Raw genomic sequence first — 16,760 nt, forward strand, 5'->3', positions numbered from 1 at the left:
CGCTCTAGCTCAGGAAGTCGAGCAGTGCGGCGTTGACCGGCTCCGGGCGCTCCAGCGGCAGCAGGTGGGCGGCGTCCGGCACGTCGGGCAGTCGTACCGCGCCGGGGACCTCGGCGGCGATCCGGTCGGCGAGCCGACTGATGTCCGGCACGTCGGCCGCGCCGGCGGTGACCAGGACGGGGATCTTCAGCTCACCGAGACGACCGATCGCCGGTGGCGACAGCTCTCCCACCTCGACCGCGCCAAGCGCCAGCTCTGCGGCGAGGGCACGCTGGTCCATCTCCTGCGCGAACGCGACCAGCTCCGGGTCGACGTCCTCCGGCTGGCGTCGCGGGCCGACCACCCAGAACCGGACCTCACCGGCCGCACCGGCGACGAAGTCGTCCGGGTCGACCTCGCCGACCAGGTCGTCCCAGAGGTCGTTCGCCTCGTCGGACCACTCGTTCCCGGAGACCGCCGTGTCGAACAGCGCGAGCGCGCTCACCCGGTCGGGGTGGGCCAGCGCGGTGTCGATGGCGACCGCCCCACCGAAGGAGCAGCCGACCAGGGCGGCCCGGGGCAGGTCGAGCGCGTCCAGCAGCCCGGCCACGTCGTCGTGGTGCGTGAACGGGGTCGGGGGGAGCTCGGAGTCTCCGTAGCCGCGCAGGTCCGGAACGATCACCCGGTGCCGGGCGGCGAGCGCGGACACCTGCCCCCGCCACATCCGCCGGTCGGCGATTCCGGCGTGCAGCAGAACGACGGGCGAACCGGTGCCGGCCTCGTCGTACGCGATGCTTGCTCCATTGACTGTGATCTTGTCCACGGACGGACCGTACGGATCGGTTGAGCGGCGCGCAAACGGGGTCCTGAGACCTTGCTAACTATGGTTAGCGTTTTGCTTGCAACAGCTAGCGCGGGCGGTTAGCGTCGCTGCCATGGCCACACCCAAGGACCTTCCCGACGTCGGCGGGTTCATCCGCGATCTTCGGCGCAACGCCAAGATCTCGCTACGGCAGCTCGCCGAGCAGGCGGGGGTCAGCAACCCGTACCTCAGCCAGATCGAGCGCGGCCTGCGCAAGCCCAGCGCCGAGGTGCTCCAGCAACTGGCGAGCGCGCTGCGGGTGTCCACGCCGGCGATGTACCTGCGCGCCGGTCTGCTCGACGACAAGGAAGGCCACGGGGTGCTCGCCGCCATCGCCGTGGACGCCGACCTGACGATGGCGCAGAAGCAGTCGCTCAGTCAGATCTACGAGACGTTCCGCCGGGAGAACACCCGGCTGGCCGAGGCCCAGGCCGAAGCCGAGACGGCACAGGCCGACCAGCCTGCCGACCAGCCCGCCAGCCAGGCCGCGGACCTTGCCAATGTGGCCGCCACCGGCCCCACCACCGTCGGCGGCACCCCGACCGAGGCCGTGCTCGAGTCGGTCGCCGTCACCGAGGCGGGCACCGCCCCCGCCCCGGGCAGCACCAGCATCCCCCAGAAGAAGAAGGCCGCCGAGGCGGCCGAAGAGGAGACGTCATGAGCGAGCCGAAGACCAACCGCATCCCCGCCCCGATCTACGCCGCAGCCGGCGCCGGTGAACTGGCCATCGAGCAGTTGCGCAAGCTGCCGGCCGTGGTCGGCGTCCTCAGCACCCGGGTCGTCGCCGACCTGGGCGGCCGGGCCGTGCTGACCGGCTTCGAGCTGAAGCAGAAGGCCACCGAGACGCTGCGCACCGCCAACGAGACCGCCGACCTGGCGAAGCTGCGCGAGGCCGCCGACATCGACAAGCTGCGCGCCGCCGCGACCCGCAACGCCGCCCTGGTGGTCGCGGGCGCCCAGGTCGCCCAGGAGCGTGCGTTCGCGGCGTACGGCGCGCTGGTCGCCCGGGGCGAGCGGGTCGTCGGTGCCGGCGTGCTGGAGGCCGCCGAGACGGTCAACGCCGACATCGAGGCCACCGAGGCCGTGACGCCGGCCGCCACCCCCACGGCTGCCGCCACCCCCACCGCTGCGGCCATCCCCACCGCTGCGGCCCCCACCGACGCGCCGACCCCGGCCGACGTGGCGGAGATCGCCGAGGCCAAGCCGGCCGCCGTCAAGAAGGCCGCCCGCGCGCCGAAGGCCGCCAAGCCGGTCGAGACCCCGTCAGCGAAGCTTCCCCGGGCCACCAAGCGGACCCGTCCGGCAGCCGAGTAGTTCACCGTGGCCGCGACCCCGGTGGCGTCCTTGTCGGACGTAGCCGGGGTCGTGGACATAAACTGGCCGGCATGGCCAACGCCGCGCCGATCTTCGCCTTCGCCGTCCGTGAAGTGATCCAGCTGATCCTGCTCGTCTTCGCGCTGATCGTTCAGGGTGTCGCCCTGGTGCACGCGATCACGCAGCGCTCCGACGCCTTCCCCGCCATCGGGACGCTGCCCAAGGGCGGCTGGATCGCCATCCTGGCGGTCTGCCTCGTGCTCACCCTGCTCGGCTTCGGTCCGATCAGCCTGTTCGGGCTGGTCGGCATCGCCGCCGGTCTGATCTACCTGCTCGATGTCCGAATCGGCCTCCGCGAACTCGGTGACGGCAAAGGGTTCTGGTGAGAGGTTTTCGCTGGCCGCCCCCACCCGACAGTGGGCCCCGCACCTGGGGTCCCGGGCCGGGTGGGCCGCGGACCGGCCGGCCGGCGCTGCCGGAGCCGGAGACCGAGCTGATCACCACCCCGCACGGCGTGCGGCTGGAACGGCTGGTCACCGGCACCGGTGACCCGGTCACCGTGTTCGCGCACGGGTTGGGCAACGGCATCGCCACCACCCGACCGTTCGGCAGTGGGGTGAACGGTCGCAAGGTGTTCTTCCAGTTCCGTGGGCACGGCCGTTCCGAAGCCCCGGACGGGCCCTGGGACTACCTGGACCTGGCCCGGGATCTGCGAGCGATCGCCGACCTCGCGGGCGCCAGCAGGGCGTTCGGCGCGAGTCTCGGCGCGGGTGCCCTCTGCCGACTCCTCGTGGAGAGCCCGGAGCGCTTCGACAAGCTGGTCTTCTTCCTGCCGGCGGTCCTCGACGAGCCACGCGGGCCGGCCGCCCGGGAGCGCATCACAGACCTCCTGGAAGCGGTGGAGAGCGGCGACGCCTCGGCGGTCGCCGACATCGTCACGCTGGAGTTGCCCCCGGCGGTGCGTAACACCCCGGCCGGCTGGGCCTACCTGCGACAACGACTCGACCAACTGCTCCGCGACGGTCTCGCCGACGGTCTGGCCACGCTCACCGACCAGACACCGCTGCGCCAGATCGGTGACCTGACGGCGGTCACCGCACCGGCGTTGGTGATCGGTTGCGCGGGCGACGACCTGCACCCGGTCGAGGTCGCCGAGCGGCTCGCCGTGGCGCTGCCCCAGGCCACCCTGCACGTGTACGACCGGCCCGGCGTGCTCTGGTCGGAACGCGCCGATCTGCGGGACCGCATCTCCGGCTTCCTGAACGAGTAACCTGCCCTGTCATGGGCGTCACACAGCACGGCCGGACGCACCGGCTGGACCTTGCCGACCCGACCCTGCGCGAATGGACGTGCACGGTCCTGCACTCCGATGCCGAGCAGGGCATCGTGTTGGACCGTTCGGCGTTCTACCCGGGTGGTGGTGGCCAACCACCCGACCACGGTGTGTTGCTCTGGCAGGGCGTGCAGACCCGGATCGTCGGCACCCGCAAGGGCGACGACCCCTACCTGATTCCCGCCGAAGGTGATCCGCTGCCGCCGGTCGGCACCGAGGTCGTCGGCGCGGTGGAGGACGAGCGCCGCAGCCGGCTGATGCGTACCCACTCCGGGCTGCACGTGCTCTGCGGTGTGGTGTTCCGCGACTTCGGCGCGCTCGTGACCGGCAACTCCATGGAACCGGGCGAGGCCCGGATGGACTTCAACCTCCCCGAGGTGCCCCCGGACTTCAAGAGTCGCATCGAGGAGCTGGTCAACGCCGAGGTGGCCGCCGACCGCTCGGTCGCCACCCGGGTGCTGCCGCGCACCGAGGCGCTGGCCCTGCCGGACATCATCCGTACCCAGTCCAACCTCATCCCGCCGGATGAGCAGGAGGTCCGGATCGTCGACATCGTCGGGCTGGACGTGCAGGCCGACGGCGGCACCCACGTGGCCTCCACCGCCCAGATCGGCAAGGTCCAGGTCGTGAAGGTGGAGAGCAAGGGCCGGGCCAACCGCCGGGTCCGGGTCCGACTGGTCGACTAGATCGAGTACCGAATTCGGACGTCGGTTGTCAGGTATCCCTGACAACGTCGCAGGCATGACACAACCGCTAACCGGAAAGATCGCGCTCGTCGCCGGTGCCACCCGTGGCGCCGGGCGGCAGATCGCCGTTCAGCTCGGCGCGGCCGGGGCCACTGTCTACGCCACCGGTCGCAGCTCCCGGGCCGGCCGCTCCGAGATGGATCGACCGGAGACCATCGAGGAGACCGCCGAGCTGGTCACCGCGGCCGGCGGCACCGGCATCGCCGTCCAGGTCGACCACCTGGTGCCCGATCAGGTCCGCGACCTGGTCGCCCGGATCGACGCCGAGCACCGCCAACTCGACGTGCTGGTGAACGACATCTGGGGCGGCGACCCACTGGTCACCTGGGACAAGCCGGTCTGGGAGCAACCGCTCGACGCCGGCTTCCGTACCCTGCGACTGGCCGTCGACACGCACATCATCACCAGCCACTTCGCCCTGCCGCTGCTGATCCGCAAGCCCGGTGGCCTGGTGGTGGAGATGGGCGACGGCACCAAGGCGTACAACGACGAGAACTACCGGCTGTCGGTCTTCTACGACCTGGCGAAGGTCTCGGTCAACCGGCTCGCCTTCAGTCAGGCGCACGAACTGAAGCCGCACGGCTGCACGGCCGTGGCACTGACCCCCGGCTGGATCCGTTCCGAGGCGATGCTGGAGCACTTCGGAGTGACCGAGGAGAACTGGCGCGACGGGGCCGCCACCGACCCGAACTTCCTCATCTCGGAGACCCCGGCCTTCGTCGGCCGGGCGGTGGCCGCGCTCGCCGCCGACGAGGAGAAGGCCCGCTGGAACGGCAGGTCCGTCGACGCCGGCAGCCTGTCCAAGGTGTACGGCTTCACCGACCTCGACGGCAGCCAACCCGAGGGTTTCCGCTACATCACCGAGGTGGTCGACGCGGGCAAGCCGGCGGACGTGACCGGCTACCGGTAGAGCGCGGCGAGCCGCTCGGCGCTCTCCGCGAACAACCGCCGCAGCTCAGGTGGGTCGATGACCTCGACCTCGGGGCCGAGGCCCAGCAGTTGGTGGTACGCCACCGGGACCGACTCGACGGGCAGCCGCGTTACGACCCACCCCTGCCCGTCGGGCTCGTCGGCGGTGGCGACCACCTCGTCGTACACGAAGGGGGCGTCGACCAGGTGCCGGAGCTGGCGCAGGCCGGCGGGGCTCAGGCGGACGGCGACCTCGGTCCGCAGCATGGTCCGCAGGAACGACCCGGCCTGCTCGCGCCAGTGCCCGGCCAGGTCGAAGCCCTCGTCGCGGTCGAAGTGTTCGTCGCCCACCTCGACCCCGGTGACCCGGTCCACCCGGTAGGTGCGCACATCGTCGCCGACGCGGCCGACCAGATACCAGACCCCGCTCTTGAGCACCAGGCCGTACGGCTGGACCTGGCGGGTCACCTCCTGGTCGCCGCGTCGGTAGCGCAGCTCCACCACAGTGTCGCCCCAGACCGCCCGGGCCAGCTCGGGCAGCCAGGGCGGTGGCGTGCTCTGCCGGAACCAGCCCGGTACGTCCAGGTGGAACCGCTGCCCGGCTCGGGCCGGCGCGTCGCGCAGTGCGGGTGGCAGCGCGGCGAGCACCTTCAGCTCGGCGGACGCGACGGCGTCGGCGAGCCCCATCTCGCCGGCCGGTCCGGGCAGCCCGGCGAGGAAGAGCGCCTCCGCCTCGTCCCGGGTCAGCCCGGTCAGCCGGGTGCGGTACCCGCCGAGCAGGCGGTAGCCGCCGGCCCGCCCTCGGTCGGCGTAGACCGGCACGCCCGCTGCGGAGAGCGCCAGAACGTCCCGGTAGACGGTCCGCTCGGAGACCTCCAACTCCCGCGCCAGCTCGCCTGCTGTCATCGACCCGCGCGACTGCAACAGCAACAGCAACGAGATCAGTCGGGACGCGCGCATCCGCCCATCCTGCCCGGTGCCGCTCACCGCCCGCCGGGCGTCAGCAACCCCCGGTCGTACGCGGTGGCCACCGCAGCGGCCCGGTCGTTGACCCCGAGCTTGGCGTACACGTGCAGCAGGTGCGTCTTGACGGTGGCCTCGCTGATGAACAGGCGGGTCGCCGCCTCCCGGTTGGAGGCGCCCCGGGCCACCAGGGTGAGCACCTCAAGCTCCCGTTGACTGAGCGGTTCCTCGGCGGGAGCGCGCAGCCGACCCATCAGCCGGCCGGCGACGCTCGGCGCCAGCACCGACTCGCCCCGGGCCGCCGCTCGGACCGCGCGAACCAGATCCTCCCGAGGTGTGTCCTTGAGCAGGTATCCGGTCGCACCTGCCTCGATCGCCGGCAGCACGTCCGCGTCCGTGTCGTAGGTGGTGAGCACCAGCACCCGGGCGGTGCTGCCGGTGCGAGCCAGCCTGCCGATGGCTGTCACCCCGTCCATGCCGGGCATCCGTAGATCCATCAGCACCACGTCCGGCTGCAGCGACGCGACCAGGGCCAACGCCTCCGAGCCGTCCGCCGCCTCGCCCACCACCTCGAAATCGGGGTCACCGGTGAACATCCCCCGCAGGCCGTCCCGCACCACCGGGTGATCGTCGACGATCAGCAGCCGAATCGGGGCGGTCAACCGGCACCTCCGGGTAGCGCGGGAACGGACGCCGAGATGGCGGTGCCGCTGCCCGGCTCGGATTCGACGGCCAACTCGCCACCGACCCTTGTCACCCGTTGCCGCATGGCGGTCAACCCGTACCCGCCGCCCGGCTCACGGGACGCCGGCTGGTCGGCGACGTCGAAGCCCGCCCCGTCGTCACGGACGTCGAGCGTGACCACGTCCGCCATGTACGACAGGGTCAGCCCGACCCGCGACGCGGCGGCGTGCCGGGCCACGTTTGACAGCGCCTCCTGGGCGGCCCGCAGCAGGGTCACCTCCACCTCCGGGTGCAGCGGGCGGGGCGTGCCGGTAGTGGCCACGTCGGCCCGTACCCCGTTCAGGGCCGACCAACGCCCGCCCAGCTCGACCAGGGCGTCGGGTAGCCGGGCCGTTTCCAACGGTTCCGGGCGGACCGCCTGCACCGAGCGGCGGGCCTCGGTGAGGCTCTCCCGAGCCAGGGCGAGCGCGTTGTCGACGTGCCGGCGCCAGTCGGCCGACCGGTCGCGGCTCTGCTCGGCCGCCTCCAGTTGGGTGATGATGCCGGTCAATCCCTGCGCCAGGGTGTCGTGGATCTCCCGCGCCATTCGTTGCCGCTCGTCCAGCACGCCGGCCTCCCGGGCCTGGGTGAGCAGCTGGGCGTGCAGCCCGGCGTTCTCATTCACCGTCTCGGTGAGCTGACGGTTGGTCTCACCGAGTTCCGCCATCAACCGTTTGCGTTTGGCGTCCTCCTGTTCGGCGATCATTGCGAACCAGCTCACCGAGCCGGCCACCACCAGGTTGAACAGCACCAGCAACAGCCACAGCGGCAGGTGCGACACCACCACCGACAGACCACCGCCCTGCGACGTGGCGACCAGGGTGGCCGTGGTGACCACGCCCGCGACGCGCCAGCGCCCGGGCAGCACCGGAAAGGCGTGGATGTACCCGATCCAGGCGAAGAAGCCGTACCACGGACTGGCCGCAACCAGCGCGGCGGCGAACGTGAGCAGCCCGGCGTAGTAGACCGCCATCGGTCTGCGCCGGCTCTGCCAGCCGGGGTGCAGGATGACGAACCAGGCGACCCAGCCTCCGGCCGCCACGGCGACGGCGAGGGTGGGCAACGCCCCGGGCTGGTCAGGTGCCGGTGCGACGAGGGCCAGCAGGGTGCCCAGAGTCAGCCCACCGAAGGGGAAGACGCGGTAGAGGACCGCCTCGCGTTCTCGCCAGCTGGCCAGACGGTCGTGCCCACCGTCGCGTGTCATCGCATCCCCGCTCACTCCCAGCGGAACAGTCTCGCCGCGCCGGCACCGGCCGCCACGGCGATCACCGCCATTATTCCCAGGTGCAGCGGCTGTGGCGCAGTGCCGGTCCAGGCGTCGAGGAGCGCCTGCACCCCGGGCGGCGTGTAGTCGCCGATCCGCGCCACGACGTCGGGGAGCAGGAACCGGGGGAGGTAGACCCCGCCGAAGAACATGGTGAGCAGGAACAGTGGGACGGCCAGGGCCTGTGCCGCCTTCGTGGTTTTGGCCACGGCGGCGACCAGCAGGCCGAGCGCCAGCAGCGCCGCCGTGCCGAGGACGAACGCCAGGGTGAAGCCGAACGGGTGCCGGGGGAGCGGCACCTCGAACGCCAACCGGCCGACGACGATGAGCAGCAACGCACTGGCCAGGATCGCGGCCAGGGCCACCACCAGTTGGGCGGCGAGCAGAGCGCCCGGGTGCGCCGGAGTGGTCGCCAGCCGACGCAGCACGCCGCGTTCCCGGTAGGTGGCCAGCGCCATGGGCATCGTGTTCACCCCCACCATGGCCAGGGTGACCACCAACAGCGACGGGGCGAAGTAATTGACGAAGTTCTGCCCGTCGAAGTTCGGATCCGGCTCGCGGAGCGAGGGAATCAACCCGAGCACCACCAGGATCAGTGTGGGCAGCCCGACTATGGTGAGCAGCGTCGGCAGGTCCCGCAGGTAGAGCCGCGCCTCGACCCTCAGAATCTGGCGGAAGGCGTGCATTGTGCTTCCTCTCAGTTGGCGGGCCGGTGCCCGGTCAGCTCGACGAAGGCGTCGTCGAGGGTGGACTGCTCCAGCCGCAGGTCCGCGGCGACGATCTGGTGGCGGGCGAGCACCGACGTGACGGCGTGCAGCAGCTCGCCGGTGCCGGTCACCACCACCTGGCTGCCGGTTCGCTGCACGGCGGACACCTCGGGCAGGTCGGTGAGGAGCCGGTCGTCGACCGGAGCTGAGGGCCGGAACCGGATCCGTTGTTCCGGAGCCACCGTCGACACCAGGCCCGCCGGGGTGTCCAGGGCGACCACCCGACCCCGGTCGATCACCGCGACCCGGTCGCAGAGCCGCTCGGCCTCCTCCATGAAGTGGGTGACCAGCACGATCGTCACCCCGCTGTCGCGGACCTGTTCGATGAGGCCCCAGGTGTCCCGGCGGGCCTGCGGGTCCAGCCCGGTGGTCAGCTCGTCGAGGATGGCGATCTCCGGGTTGCCGACCAGGGCCAGCGCGATGGAGAGCCGCTGCTTCTGGCCGCCGGAGAGCTTCTTGTACGCGGTGTTCCGCTTGTCGCCGAGGCCCAGCTTGTCGATCAGCTCGGCCGGGTCGGCCGGGTTGCGGTAGAACGAGGCGTACAGCTCCAGCGCCTCGGCCACCCGCAACCGGTCCGGCAGTTGGCTTTCCTGGAGTTGCACCCCGACCCGCTGGCGTAGCTGGGCCGCGTCCCGGCGGGGGTCGAGCCCGAGGACAGACACCCCGCCCCCGTCGGGGACACGCAGCCCGGCCACACACTCCACGGTGGTGGTCTTGCCGGCGCCGTTCGGGCCGAGAACGCCGAAGATCTCCCCGGCCTCCACGGCGAGCGACACGTCGTCCACCGCCACCAGGTCGCCGTACCGCTTCTTCAGGTGGGTCACCTCGATGACCGGCATCGTGTCGCCTTTCGCCGCCGCTGACTTCGTACCCCTCAAGGGTGGTCGGGGTGGCCCGCCGGCGAATCGACCGGTCAGCGACGAACCTCGGCGTCCCCGGTGGACCGCTGCCGTCCGTCAACCGGTTGATGTGCACGCGGCGGCTCGCTGCTAGCGCTCCGCCCGGCGGATCCGATCACCGCTGGTTAGGCTGCTCGATCGTGGATGCCAGCAGAATCGCCAGCCCGGTGACCGGGGTCGTCGGACGCTTCCTCGCCGGGGCAGGGCTGCTCCTGCGTGGGTTGGGCCTCTACGTCCGCAGCCCGGGGCTGATGCTGCTCGGCATCGTGCCGGCGTTGATCTCCGGCGTGCTCTTCCTGGCCGCGCTCGCCACACTGGTGTACTTCGTGGACGATCTCGCCGCGCTGGTCACCCCGTTCGCCGACGACTGGTCGAGCACCGGACGCAGCCTGGTCCGGGTGATCGCCGGGTTGGCCTTCCTGGGGGTCGGCGGCCTGCTTGGCGTGCTCACCTTCACCGCCGTCACCCTGGTCATCGGCGACCCGTTCTACGAGAAGATCTCCGAGCAGGTTGAGCAGCGGTACGGGGGCACGCCGGGCGCTGTGGACGTGCCCTTCTGGTCGTCGCTGCGCCGTAGCCTCGCCGACTCGGTACGCCTGCTGGCGCTCACGGCGTTGGTCGGCATCCCGCTCTTCGTCGCCGGCTTCATCCCGGTGGTCGGCCAGACCGTCGTCCCGGTCATCGGGGCGGCCGTGGGCGGGTGGTTCCTCGCCGTGGAGTTGGTAGGTGCACCGTTCTACCGACGGGGGATGCGGCTGCCGCAGCGCCGGACGATCCTGAAGGCCGACCGACCCACCGCGCTCGGCTTCGGAGTGGCCGTCTTCCTCTGCTTCCTGATCCCACTCGGCGCGGTGTTGATCATGCCGGCGGCGGTCGCGGGCGCCACCCTGCTGGCCCGCCGATCGCTCGGCCAATCCATCGAGAAGGACTGACGTGGAGATCACCCTGGTCGAGGGCGACATCACCGCCCAGCGGGTCGACGCCATCGTGAACGCCGCGAACTCGTCCCTGCTCGGCGGCGGAGGGGTCGACGGTGCCATCCACCAGCGCGGCGGGCCGGCGATCCTCGCGGAGTGCCGGGCGTTGCGGGCGTCCCGCTACGGCAGGGGCCTGCCCACCGGGCAGGCGGTGGCGACGACGGCCGGGGAGCTGCCGGCCCGCTGGGTGATCCACACCGTCGGGCCGGTCTGGTCGGCCACGGAGGACCGGTCGGCGCTGTTGCGCGACTGCTACGCCAACAGCCTGCGGGTGGCCGACGGACTGGGCGCGGCCGTTGTGGCCTTCCCGCTGATCTCTGCCGGCATCTACGGCTGGCCGGTCGACGACGCGGTCCGCCAGGCCCTGACGGTGCTGCGCCCGGCCACGCCCGCCACCGTCACCGAGGCCCGCCTGGTGCTGTTCGGGGCGAATACCTACGCCACCGCCCGCAGAATCTTCGAAACACCCTGACCTCGCCTCGCCCCGCCCCGCCCCGCCCCGCCCCTGCCCCGCCCCTGCCCCGCCCCGCCCTCGCCCTGCCCCGCCCCGCCCTCGCCCCGCCCCGCCCCGCCGATCTTGCAGTTTCGGTTGTCGACATGAGGGCCTGTGTCCCTTGTGTCGGGACAGGAAGTGCAAGATCGACGCAGGGTGTGCCGTCAGATCAGGTCAGGTCGGACAGGCAGGACCACTCGGATGCCACCGGGCGGTAGCCCAGCCGGGTGTTGATCGCGAGCATCGGCCCGTTCGCCTCGTCGTTCGAGGTGTACGCGACGCGCACGCCGTTCGCGGCGGCCCGGTGCAGCGCTGCCGTCTTGGCGAGCCGGGCGAGGCCCCGCCCCCGGTACGCCGGGAGACTGCCGGTGAAGTCCGACCACATCCGGTCCCCGTCCCGCTTCACCAGGCTGAAGGCGGCCACCTCCCCGTCGACTTCGACAGCGGTGCTGGACTCCTTGTCCAGGCCCAGGTTGTCCCAGACGTCGTACTGCCAGCTCTCGTAGCTGATCGAGTCGACCGGTACGTCGCCCGGCTCGTCCAGCGCTGCCGCCACGTCCGCCGCATAGAGGCGATGCGGGTCGAGGTCGGAGATCGGGAGCAGCCGTACGCCCGGCGGCGGCTCCGGCAGCTCGGGTGCCGGGTTCAGTTCGAGCGCAGAGAAGCGCAGCTCACGACTGGGCTCGTAGCCGTGCCGACGGGCGAACGGCAGCGCCTCCGGTTGAGCGAAGGCGCGGAGCCGGCGGACCCCCAGCGGGGCAAGGTGACCTGTCGCGGTCGTCAGCAGCGCGGTGCCGATGCCCCGCCGCCGGTGCTCCGGGTGCACGTGCAGGAGGGAGATGTCACCGAAGCCGGCCGTTGAGGTCGAGTCATTGCGTTGCGCAGTCACCCAACCGACGACCTGGGCATCGACCTCGGCCACGAAGGCGACCCAGTCCCGGCCCGGTACCGGATCGGCGATCATCTTCCGGGTCGACTCGACGCCGCGCACCTGGTACGGGAAGACGATCGCCCGCAGCGCCACCACGCCCGGAGCATCGTCCGGCTGCGCAACACGAATGCGCACGTCAGGCCCCCATCCGTACGGCCGCGAGGACGGCCTCTACCTCGACGAGTTGGTGGGAGCAGCTGAGCAGTGCGACAGGATCCGGCATGTCGGCGAGGCTAACCAAGATCGTCTGCCCGGACGACGCATTAACCGCGTGCTCCCGCACCGGCCACCGACCAGCAGGTCAGGCGGAGGCCCGACGGATCAGCTCGGTGGGCAGCATGATCGCCTGCTCGATGGTCTCCCCGGCGGCCAGCCGGAGCAGTTGGCGGGTCATCCGGCGGCCGAGCTCCACGATCGGCTGCCGGACGGTGGTCAGCGGCGGCTCGGTGTAGGCGGCTGTCTCGATGTCGTCGAAGCCGACCACCGCCACGTCGTCGGGCACCCGCCGACCTGCCTCGCGCAGCGTCCGCAGGGCGGCGTGCGCCATCAGGTCGGAGGCGGCGAAGACGCCGTCCAGGTCGGGGTGCTCGGTGAGCAGGTGCCGCATCGCCGCCGACCCGGACTCCCTGGTGAAGTCACCGATGGCGACCATCTCGGGCAGCCCCGCGTCGGCGACAGTGCTGCGGTAGCCGCTGAGCCGTTCGATCCCGGCGACCATGTCCTGTGGCCCGGCGATGGTCGCGATCCGTCGACGACCGCTGTCGATCATGTGCCGGACGGCCGCGGTCACCCCGGCCACGTGGTCGACGTCGACGTACGGGACGGGCACGTCGCCGAGCGGCCGACCGCTGACCACCACCGGGATGCCGAGTCGGGCCAGCGTGCCGGGCAGCGGGTCGGCACCGTGCAGCGACGCGAAGAGCACGCCGTCGACGTGCCGGCCTGTGGTGTACCGCTCGACCCGGTGGTGCCCGGCCGGCGAGCCGGCGAGCATCAGCACCAGTTGCTTGTCAGCCGCCTCCAACTCCTGGCTGACGCCCCGGATGATGCCGGGGAAGACCTGGTCGTCGGAGAAGACCCGGGTGGCCGCCTCCGGCATGACCAGGGCGATCGAGTCGGTGCGCTGGGTGACCAGGCTGCGGGCCGCCAGGTTGGGGACGTACCCCAACTCGGCGACCGCCCGGGTGACCGCCTCGCGGATCGGCTCGGCGACGGTGGTGGAGCCGTTGACCACCCGGGAAACGGTGGCGCGGGACACTCCGGCCCGCGCTGCCACTGCTTCGAGCGTCGGCCGCTGCGCCGTCGTCATCGCGCTTTCCCCCCGCTCGTCACAGCCCGTTCCGGGAGATCACCTCCTGGTACCACCGGGCGCTGGCCTTCGGTGTGCGCCGCTGGGTCAGGTAGTCGACGTGCACGATCCCGAACCGCTTGCGGTAACCCTCCGCCCACTCGAAGTTGTCCAGGAATGACCATACGAGATAACCGCGCAGGTCCACGCCCCGGGAGATCGCCTCGTGCGCCGCGCGGAGGTGCCCGTCGAGGTAGGCGATGCGATCGGCGTCGATCACCTGCGTCGGGCCGTCGGGCGAGTCGGCGCCGGGCTTGTCGGGGAACGCCGCACCGTTCTCGGTGATCAGCAGCGGCACACCGGGGTAGTCGGCGGCGATCCGCTCCAGCAGCCGGGTGAGCCCGGCCGGCTCGATCATCCAACCCATGTCGGTGAGTGGCCCGGCCGGTGGCAGGAAGTGCACAGCACCCTCGGTGCCCGGGTACGCGCCGTTGCCGCCGCCGTCGGGCCGACCGGCCACGTAGGTCGGGGCGTAGTAGTTGATGCCGAGCAGGTCGATCGGGGCGGCGATCACCTTCTCGTCGCCGTCGCGGATGAACGTCGGCTCGACGATCCGGGCCACGTGCTCGCGGACGTCGTCCGGGTAGCCGCCGGCCAGCAGCGGGTCGAGGAAGATCCGGTTGTGCAGGCCGTCGACCAGGCGGACCGCTGCGGCGTCGGCCGCGCTCTGCGGGTCTGCCGGGCGTACGTCGGCCGGGTTGACGGTGACGCCCACGCTGCGCGCGCCGGCCGCCCGCAACGCCCGCGCCGCCAGGCCGTGCCCCAACAGCAGATGGTGTACGGCGGTGAAGGCCGCCGCCGGATCCTGCTCGCCGGGAGCGTGCAGGCCGTTGGCGTAACCGAGGTAGGCCGAGCACCACGGCTCGTTCAGCGTGGTCCACACGTCGATCCGGTCGCCGAGGCGGGCGTACACCGCTGTGGCGTAGGTGGCGAAGTGCTCGGCGGTGTCCCGGTTGGTCCAGCCACCCCGGTCGCCCAGGGCCTGCGGCAGGTCCCAGTGGTAGAGGGTGACGATCGGGTCGATTCCCCGGTCGAGCAGCGTGTCGGTGAGCCGGTCGTAGAAGTCCAGTCCACGGGGGTTGGCGGGGCCGGTGCCGTCGGGCTGGATCCGCGGCCACGCCACCGAGAACCGGTACGCCCGCAGGCCCAGCTCGGCCATCAGCGCCACGTCGTCCGCGTACCGGTGGTAGTGGTCGCAGGCGACGTCGCCGGTGTGACCCTGGTACACCTTGCCCGGCGTACGGCTGAAGGTGTCCCAGATGGACGGACCGCGACCGTCGTCGCGTGCCGCGCCCTCGATCTGGTACGCGGCGGTGGCCGTCCCCCAGAGGAAGTGTTCGGGAAACCGGATCTCGTTGCCGGGCCGGTTGGTTGACTCGCTCCGCTCGTTCACGCCTTGACCGCACCTTCCATGATTCCGCCGATGATCTGCCGGCCGAACAACACGAAGACCAGTAGCAGGGGCAGCGTCGCGATGGCCGTTCCGGTGAACACCTGCGACATGTCCTGGTAATACCCGTCCGACAGTGCGCGTAGGGACAGTTGCACTGTTGGATTCGTCGGGTCGTTCAGTACAGCGTACGGCCAGAGGAAGTCGTTCCAGGTGGTCATGAAGGTGAGCAGACCGAGGACGGCGGCGGCGGGACGCAGGGCGGGCACCACGACATGCCACCAGATCCGGGCGGTGCCGCAGCCGTCCATGCGGGCGGCCTCGATCAGTTCGTCGCTGATGGCCTGGCCGGCGTACTGCCTCATCATGAACACCCCGAACCCGGTGACCAGCACCGGGACGATGACCGCGGGCAGCCGGTCGTTCCAGTGCAGCTTGCTCATGAGCAGATAGAGCGGGATCACGCCGAGCTGCGTCGGCACCATCATGGTCGCGATGATCACCAGCAGCATGGCGTTACGGCCGCGGAACCTGAGCTTGGCGAAGGCGAACCCGGCCAGGCTGGAGAAGAACACCACGGAGACGGTCACAGTGGTGGCGACGACCGCCGAGTTGATCAGGCCGGTCATGAAGTACGCGTCGGTGTTGTCGAACAGGCGGGCGATGTTCGCGCCCAGGTTGCCGCCGGGGGTGACCGGGGGTGGCAGTTGGCCCATCGCGTCGTTGCTGCGGCTGGCGACGACGAACATCCACCAGATCGGAAACACCGACAGGCCGGCGGCGACGACCAGGGCGAGGTAGGTGAGCGGGCTGGCCCGCCAGAGTCGGCTCATCGCGCGGCTCCCTTCTGCGATCGGTCCCCGCCACCGAGGCGGCGCAGGATGAGCACGTTGACCGCCGCGACGATCGCGATGAGCGCGAAGAGCAGCCAGGCCACTGCCGAGCCGTACCCGAAGTTGTAGTGCGGGGCGAACGCGTTCTCGAACATGTACATGGTCAGCGTCTGCGACTCGCGCAGTGGCCCGCCGCGGATCGGGTTGGTGCCGGAGTTGAACATCCGGGGCTCGGTGAAGAGTTGCAGGCCGCCGATGGTGGCGATGATGGTGCAGAAGATGATCGTCGGCTTGAGCATCGGCACGGTGACCGACCAGAACTGTCGGGCCCGGCTGGCGCCGTCGATCGCCGCCGCCTCGTACAGGTCGCGGGGGATGGCCTGCATCGCGGCCAGCAGGATCAGCGCGTTGTAGCCGGTCCACCGCCAGTCGACCATGGCGGAGATGGCCACCCAGGACGCCAGCCGGTTGGACTTCCACTCGATCGCGTCCAGCCCGACCAGGTCGAGCAACCAGTTGATCATGCCGAACTCGCGGCCGAAGAGCACCCCGAAGACGATCGCCACCGCGGCCGTGGACGTGACGTTGGGGACGAGCACCGCCATCCGCCAACCGGTACGCGCCCGCAGGCCGCGGTTGAGCAGGTTGGCCAGCCAGAGCGCGGCGAGCAGTTGCGGGACGGTCGAGATCACGAAGATCCCCAGCGTGTTGACCAGCGCGTGCCAGAAGTCGGCGTCGGCCAGCAGCCGGGTGTAGTTCTCCGCCCCGACAAAGGGGCGGTCGACTCCGAGCAGGTCCCAGTCGTGCAGCGAGACCCAGAAGGTGTACGCCAGCGGGTACGCCCCGAAGACGCCGAAGATCAGGAAGAACGGGGCGATGTAGAGGTACGGCGAGAACCGGGTGTCGAGCCGGCTGAGCCGACCTGACGGGCGCTGGGGTGCCGGTACGACCGGCGGACGGGCGTCGAGCTGGACGGTCATGCCCGGAAACTCCTTTCCGCCGTGCGGGCGGGACTCCTTCGTCGGAGCC

The 16,760-nt window shown here is 71.1% G+C and carries 18 protein-coding genes and 1 pseudogene; 8 read left to right on the plus strand and 11 right to left on the minus strand.

Translation table 11 applies throughout. The features are described from left to right. Positions 1 to 4 precede the first annotated feature (4 nt). Positions 5 to 802 carry an alpha/beta hydrolase gene (locus tag AB0B68_RS01470; RefSeq protein ID WP_357257352.1) on the minus strand — a complete coding sequence of 266 codons (798 nt, stop codon included), beginning with the start codon at positions 800 to 802 and terminating at the stop codon, positions 5 to 7. A gap of 112 nt (positions 803 to 914) precedes the next feature. On the opposite strand from AB0B68_RS01470, the pseudogene AB0B68_RS01475 reads away from it, so the two are divergent. From AB0B68_RS01475 to AB0B68_RS01500, 6 genes and pseudogenes are all read left to right on the plus strand, one after another. Then, a pseudogene (locus tag AB0B68_RS01475) lies at positions 915 to 1,385 on the plus strand (helix-turn-helix transcriptional regulator); the annotation flags it as partial. A 113-nt stretch (positions 1,386 to 1,498) separates the two neighbouring features. Beyond that, positions 1,499 to 2,155: a hypothetical protein gene (locus AB0B68_RS01480; RefSeq protein WP_357257354.1), complete on the plus strand. Its 657-nt coding sequence runs from the start codon at positions 1,499 to 1,501 to the stop codon at positions 2,153 to 2,155. A gap of 71 nt (positions 2,156 to 2,226) precedes the next feature. Next, on the plus strand, positions 2,227 to 2,541 hold the full coding sequence (locus AB0B68_RS01485; RefSeq protein WP_334507220.1) for a DUF2516 family protein: 315 nt from the start codon (positions 2,227 to 2,229) through the stop codon (positions 2,539 to 2,541). Then, the gene (locus tag AB0B68_RS01490; protein WP_357257356.1) at positions 2,538 to 3,425 is read left to right on the plus strand and encodes an alpha/beta hydrolase; all 888 of its coding nucleotides are present in this window, start codon (positions 2,538 to 2,540) and stop codon (positions 3,423 to 3,425) included. The genes AB0B68_RS01485 and AB0B68_RS01490 overlap by 4 nt, the downstream gene beginning before the upstream one ends. Positions 3,426 to 3,436: 11 nt before the next feature. Beyond that, complete coding sequence (locus AB0B68_RS01495) at positions 3,437 to 4,174, plus strand: alanyl-tRNA editing protein (protein ID WP_357257358.1); 738 nt, start codon at positions 3,437 to 3,439, stop codon at positions 4,172 to 4,174. Between the two features lie 55 nt (positions 4,175 to 4,229). Beyond that, a complete protein-coding gene (locus AB0B68_RS01500; protein ID WP_357257360.1) occupies positions 4,230 to 5,144 on the plus strand; it encodes an SDR family oxidoreductase in 915 nt (304 codons plus the stop codon). On the opposite strand, the gene AB0B68_RS01505 is transcribed toward AB0B68_RS01500, so the two are convergent. From AB0B68_RS01505 to AB0B68_RS01525, 5 genes are read right to left on the minus strand one after another with little or no spacing between them, the layout of a single operon-like run. Further along, positions 5,135 to 6,103: a YafY family protein gene (locus AB0B68_RS01505; protein WP_357202029.1), complete on the minus strand. Its 969-nt coding sequence runs from the start codon at positions 6,101 to 6,103 to the stop codon at positions 5,135 to 5,137. The genes AB0B68_RS01500 and AB0B68_RS01505 overlap by 10 nt on opposite strands. A gap of 23 nt (positions 6,104 to 6,126) precedes the next feature. After that, complete coding sequence (locus AB0B68_RS01510; RefSeq protein WP_357202032.1) at positions 6,127 to 6,768, minus strand: response regulator transcription factor; 642 nt, start codon at positions 6,766 to 6,768, stop codon at positions 6,127 to 6,129. After that, on the minus strand, positions 6,765 to 8,033 hold the full coding sequence (locus AB0B68_RS01515; RefSeq protein WP_357202035.1) for a sensor histidine kinase: 1,269 nt from the start codon (positions 8,031 to 8,033) through the stop codon (positions 6,765 to 6,767). Before AB0B68_RS01515 ends, AB0B68_RS01510 begins: the two co-directional genes overlap by 4 nt. 11 nt (positions 8,034 to 8,044) lie before the next feature. Next, positions 8,045 to 8,779, minus strand: coding sequence for an ABC transporter permease (locus tag AB0B68_RS01520; RefSeq protein ID WP_357202038.1), 735 nt, complete (start codon positions 8,777 to 8,779; stop codon positions 8,045 to 8,047). An 11-nt stretch (positions 8,780 to 8,790) separates the two neighbouring features. Next, positions 8,791 to 9,699 (minus strand): ABC transporter ATP-binding protein, encoded by a 909-nt coding sequence (locus AB0B68_RS01525; RefSeq protein ID WP_357202041.1) that lies wholly within the window; start codon positions 9,697 to 9,699, stop codon positions 8,791 to 8,793. A 200-nt stretch (positions 9,700 to 9,899) separates the two neighbouring features. On the opposite strand from AB0B68_RS01525, the gene AB0B68_RS01530 reads away from it, so the two are divergent. Together AB0B68_RS01530 and AB0B68_RS01535 are read left to right on the plus strand one after the other, a co-directional pair. Beyond that, positions 9,900 to 10,691 carry an EI24 domain-containing protein gene (locus AB0B68_RS01530; protein WP_357202044.1) on the plus strand — a complete coding sequence of 264 codons (792 nt, stop codon included), beginning with the start codon at positions 9,900 to 9,902 and terminating at the stop codon, positions 10,689 to 10,691. A 1-nt stretch (position 10,692) separates the two neighbouring features. Then, complete coding sequence (locus AB0B68_RS01535) at positions 10,693 to 11,208, plus strand: O-acetyl-ADP-ribose deacetylase (protein WP_357257362.1); 516 nt, start codon at positions 10,693 to 10,695, stop codon at positions 11,206 to 11,208. A gap of 190 nt (positions 11,209 to 11,398) precedes the next feature. Here AB0B68_RS01535 and AB0B68_RS01540 read toward each other — a convergent pair whose 3' ends face one another. The 5 genes from AB0B68_RS01540 to AB0B68_RS01560 all read right to left on the minus strand — a co-directional run bounded on the left by AB0B68_RS01540 (position 11,399) and on the right by AB0B68_RS01560 (position 16,711). Beyond that, on the minus strand, positions 11,399 to 12,295 hold the full coding sequence (locus AB0B68_RS01540; protein ID WP_357257364.1) for a GNAT family N-acetyltransferase: 897 nt from the start codon (positions 12,293 to 12,295) through the stop codon (positions 11,399 to 11,401). A gap of 166 nt (positions 12,296 to 12,461) precedes the next feature. Further along, positions 12,462 to 13,469, minus strand: coding sequence for a LacI family DNA-binding transcriptional regulator (locus tag AB0B68_RS01545; protein ID WP_357202054.1), 1,008 nt, complete (start codon positions 13,467 to 13,469; stop codon positions 12,462 to 12,464). Between the two features lie 19 nt (positions 13,470 to 13,488). Beyond that, on the minus strand, positions 13,489 to 14,901 hold the full coding sequence (locus AB0B68_RS01550) for a GH1 family beta-glucosidase (RefSeq protein ID WP_357257366.1): 1,413 nt from the start codon (positions 14,899 to 14,901) through the stop codon (positions 13,489 to 13,491). Next, complete coding sequence (locus tag AB0B68_RS01555) at positions 14,898 to 15,731, minus strand: carbohydrate ABC transporter permease (RefSeq protein WP_357202059.1); 834 nt, start codon at positions 15,729 to 15,731, stop codon at positions 14,898 to 14,900. Before AB0B68_RS01555 ends, AB0B68_RS01550 begins: the two co-directional genes overlap by 4 nt. Beyond that, positions 15,728 to 16,711, minus strand: coding sequence for a sugar ABC transporter permease (locus tag AB0B68_RS01560; protein ID WP_357202062.1), 984 nt, complete (start codon positions 16,709 to 16,711; stop codon positions 15,728 to 15,730). Before AB0B68_RS01560 ends, AB0B68_RS01555 begins: the two co-directional genes overlap by 4 nt. Between the last annotated feature and the right edge of the window lie 49 nt (positions 16,712 to 16,760).

Source organism: Micromonospora sp. NPDC049049 (genome assembly GCF_040649115.1).
GTDB lineage: Bacteria > Actinomycetota > Actinomycetes > Mycobacteriales > Micromonosporaceae > Micromonospora.

Bases quoted from the DNA above. Each gene is read 5' to 3' on its own strand.
- AB0B68_RS01480 (WP_357257354.1), top strand. From the start codon at position 1,499: ATGAGCGAGCCGAAGACCAACCGCATCCCCGCCCCGATCTACGCCGCA.
- AB0B68_RS01485 (WP_334507220.1), top strand. From the start codon at position 2,227: ATGGCCAACGCCGCGCCGATCTTCGCCTTCGCCGTCCGTGAAGTGATC.
- AB0B68_RS01495 (WP_357257358.1), top strand. From the start codon at position 3,437: ATGGGCGTCACACAGCACGGCCGGACGCACCGGCTGGACCTTGCCGAC.
- AB0B68_RS01500 (WP_357257360.1), top strand. From the start codon at position 4,230: ATGACACAACCGCTAACCGGAAAGATCGCGCTCGTCGCCGGTGCCACC.
- AB0B68_RS01505 (WP_357202029.1), bottom strand. From the start codon at position 6,103: ATGCGCGCGTCCCGACTGATCTCGTTGCTGTTGCTGTTGCAGTCGCGC.
- AB0B68_RS01515 (WP_357202035.1), bottom strand. From the start codon at position 8,033: ATGACACGCGACGGTGGGCACGACCGTCTGGCCAGCTGGCGAGAACGC.
- AB0B68_RS01520 (WP_357202038.1), bottom strand. From the start codon at position 8,779: ATGCACGCCTTCCGCCAGATTCTGAGGGTCGAGGCGCGGCTCTACCTG.
- AB0B68_RS01525 (WP_357202041.1), bottom strand. From the start codon at position 9,699: ATGCCGGTCATCGAGGTGACCCACCTGAAGAAGCGGTACGGCGACCTG.
- AB0B68_RS01545 (WP_357202054.1), bottom strand. From the start codon at position 13,469: ATGACGACGGCGCAGCGGCCGACGCTCGAAGCAGTGGCAGCGCGGGCC.
- AB0B68_RS01555 (WP_357202059.1), bottom strand. From the start codon at position 15,731: ATGAGCCGACTCTGGCGGGCCAGCCCGCTCACCTACCTCGCCCTGGTC.
- AB0B68_RS01560 (WP_357202062.1), bottom strand. From the start codon at position 16,711: ATGACCGTCCAGCTCGACGCCCGTCCGCCGGTCGTACCGGCACCCCAG.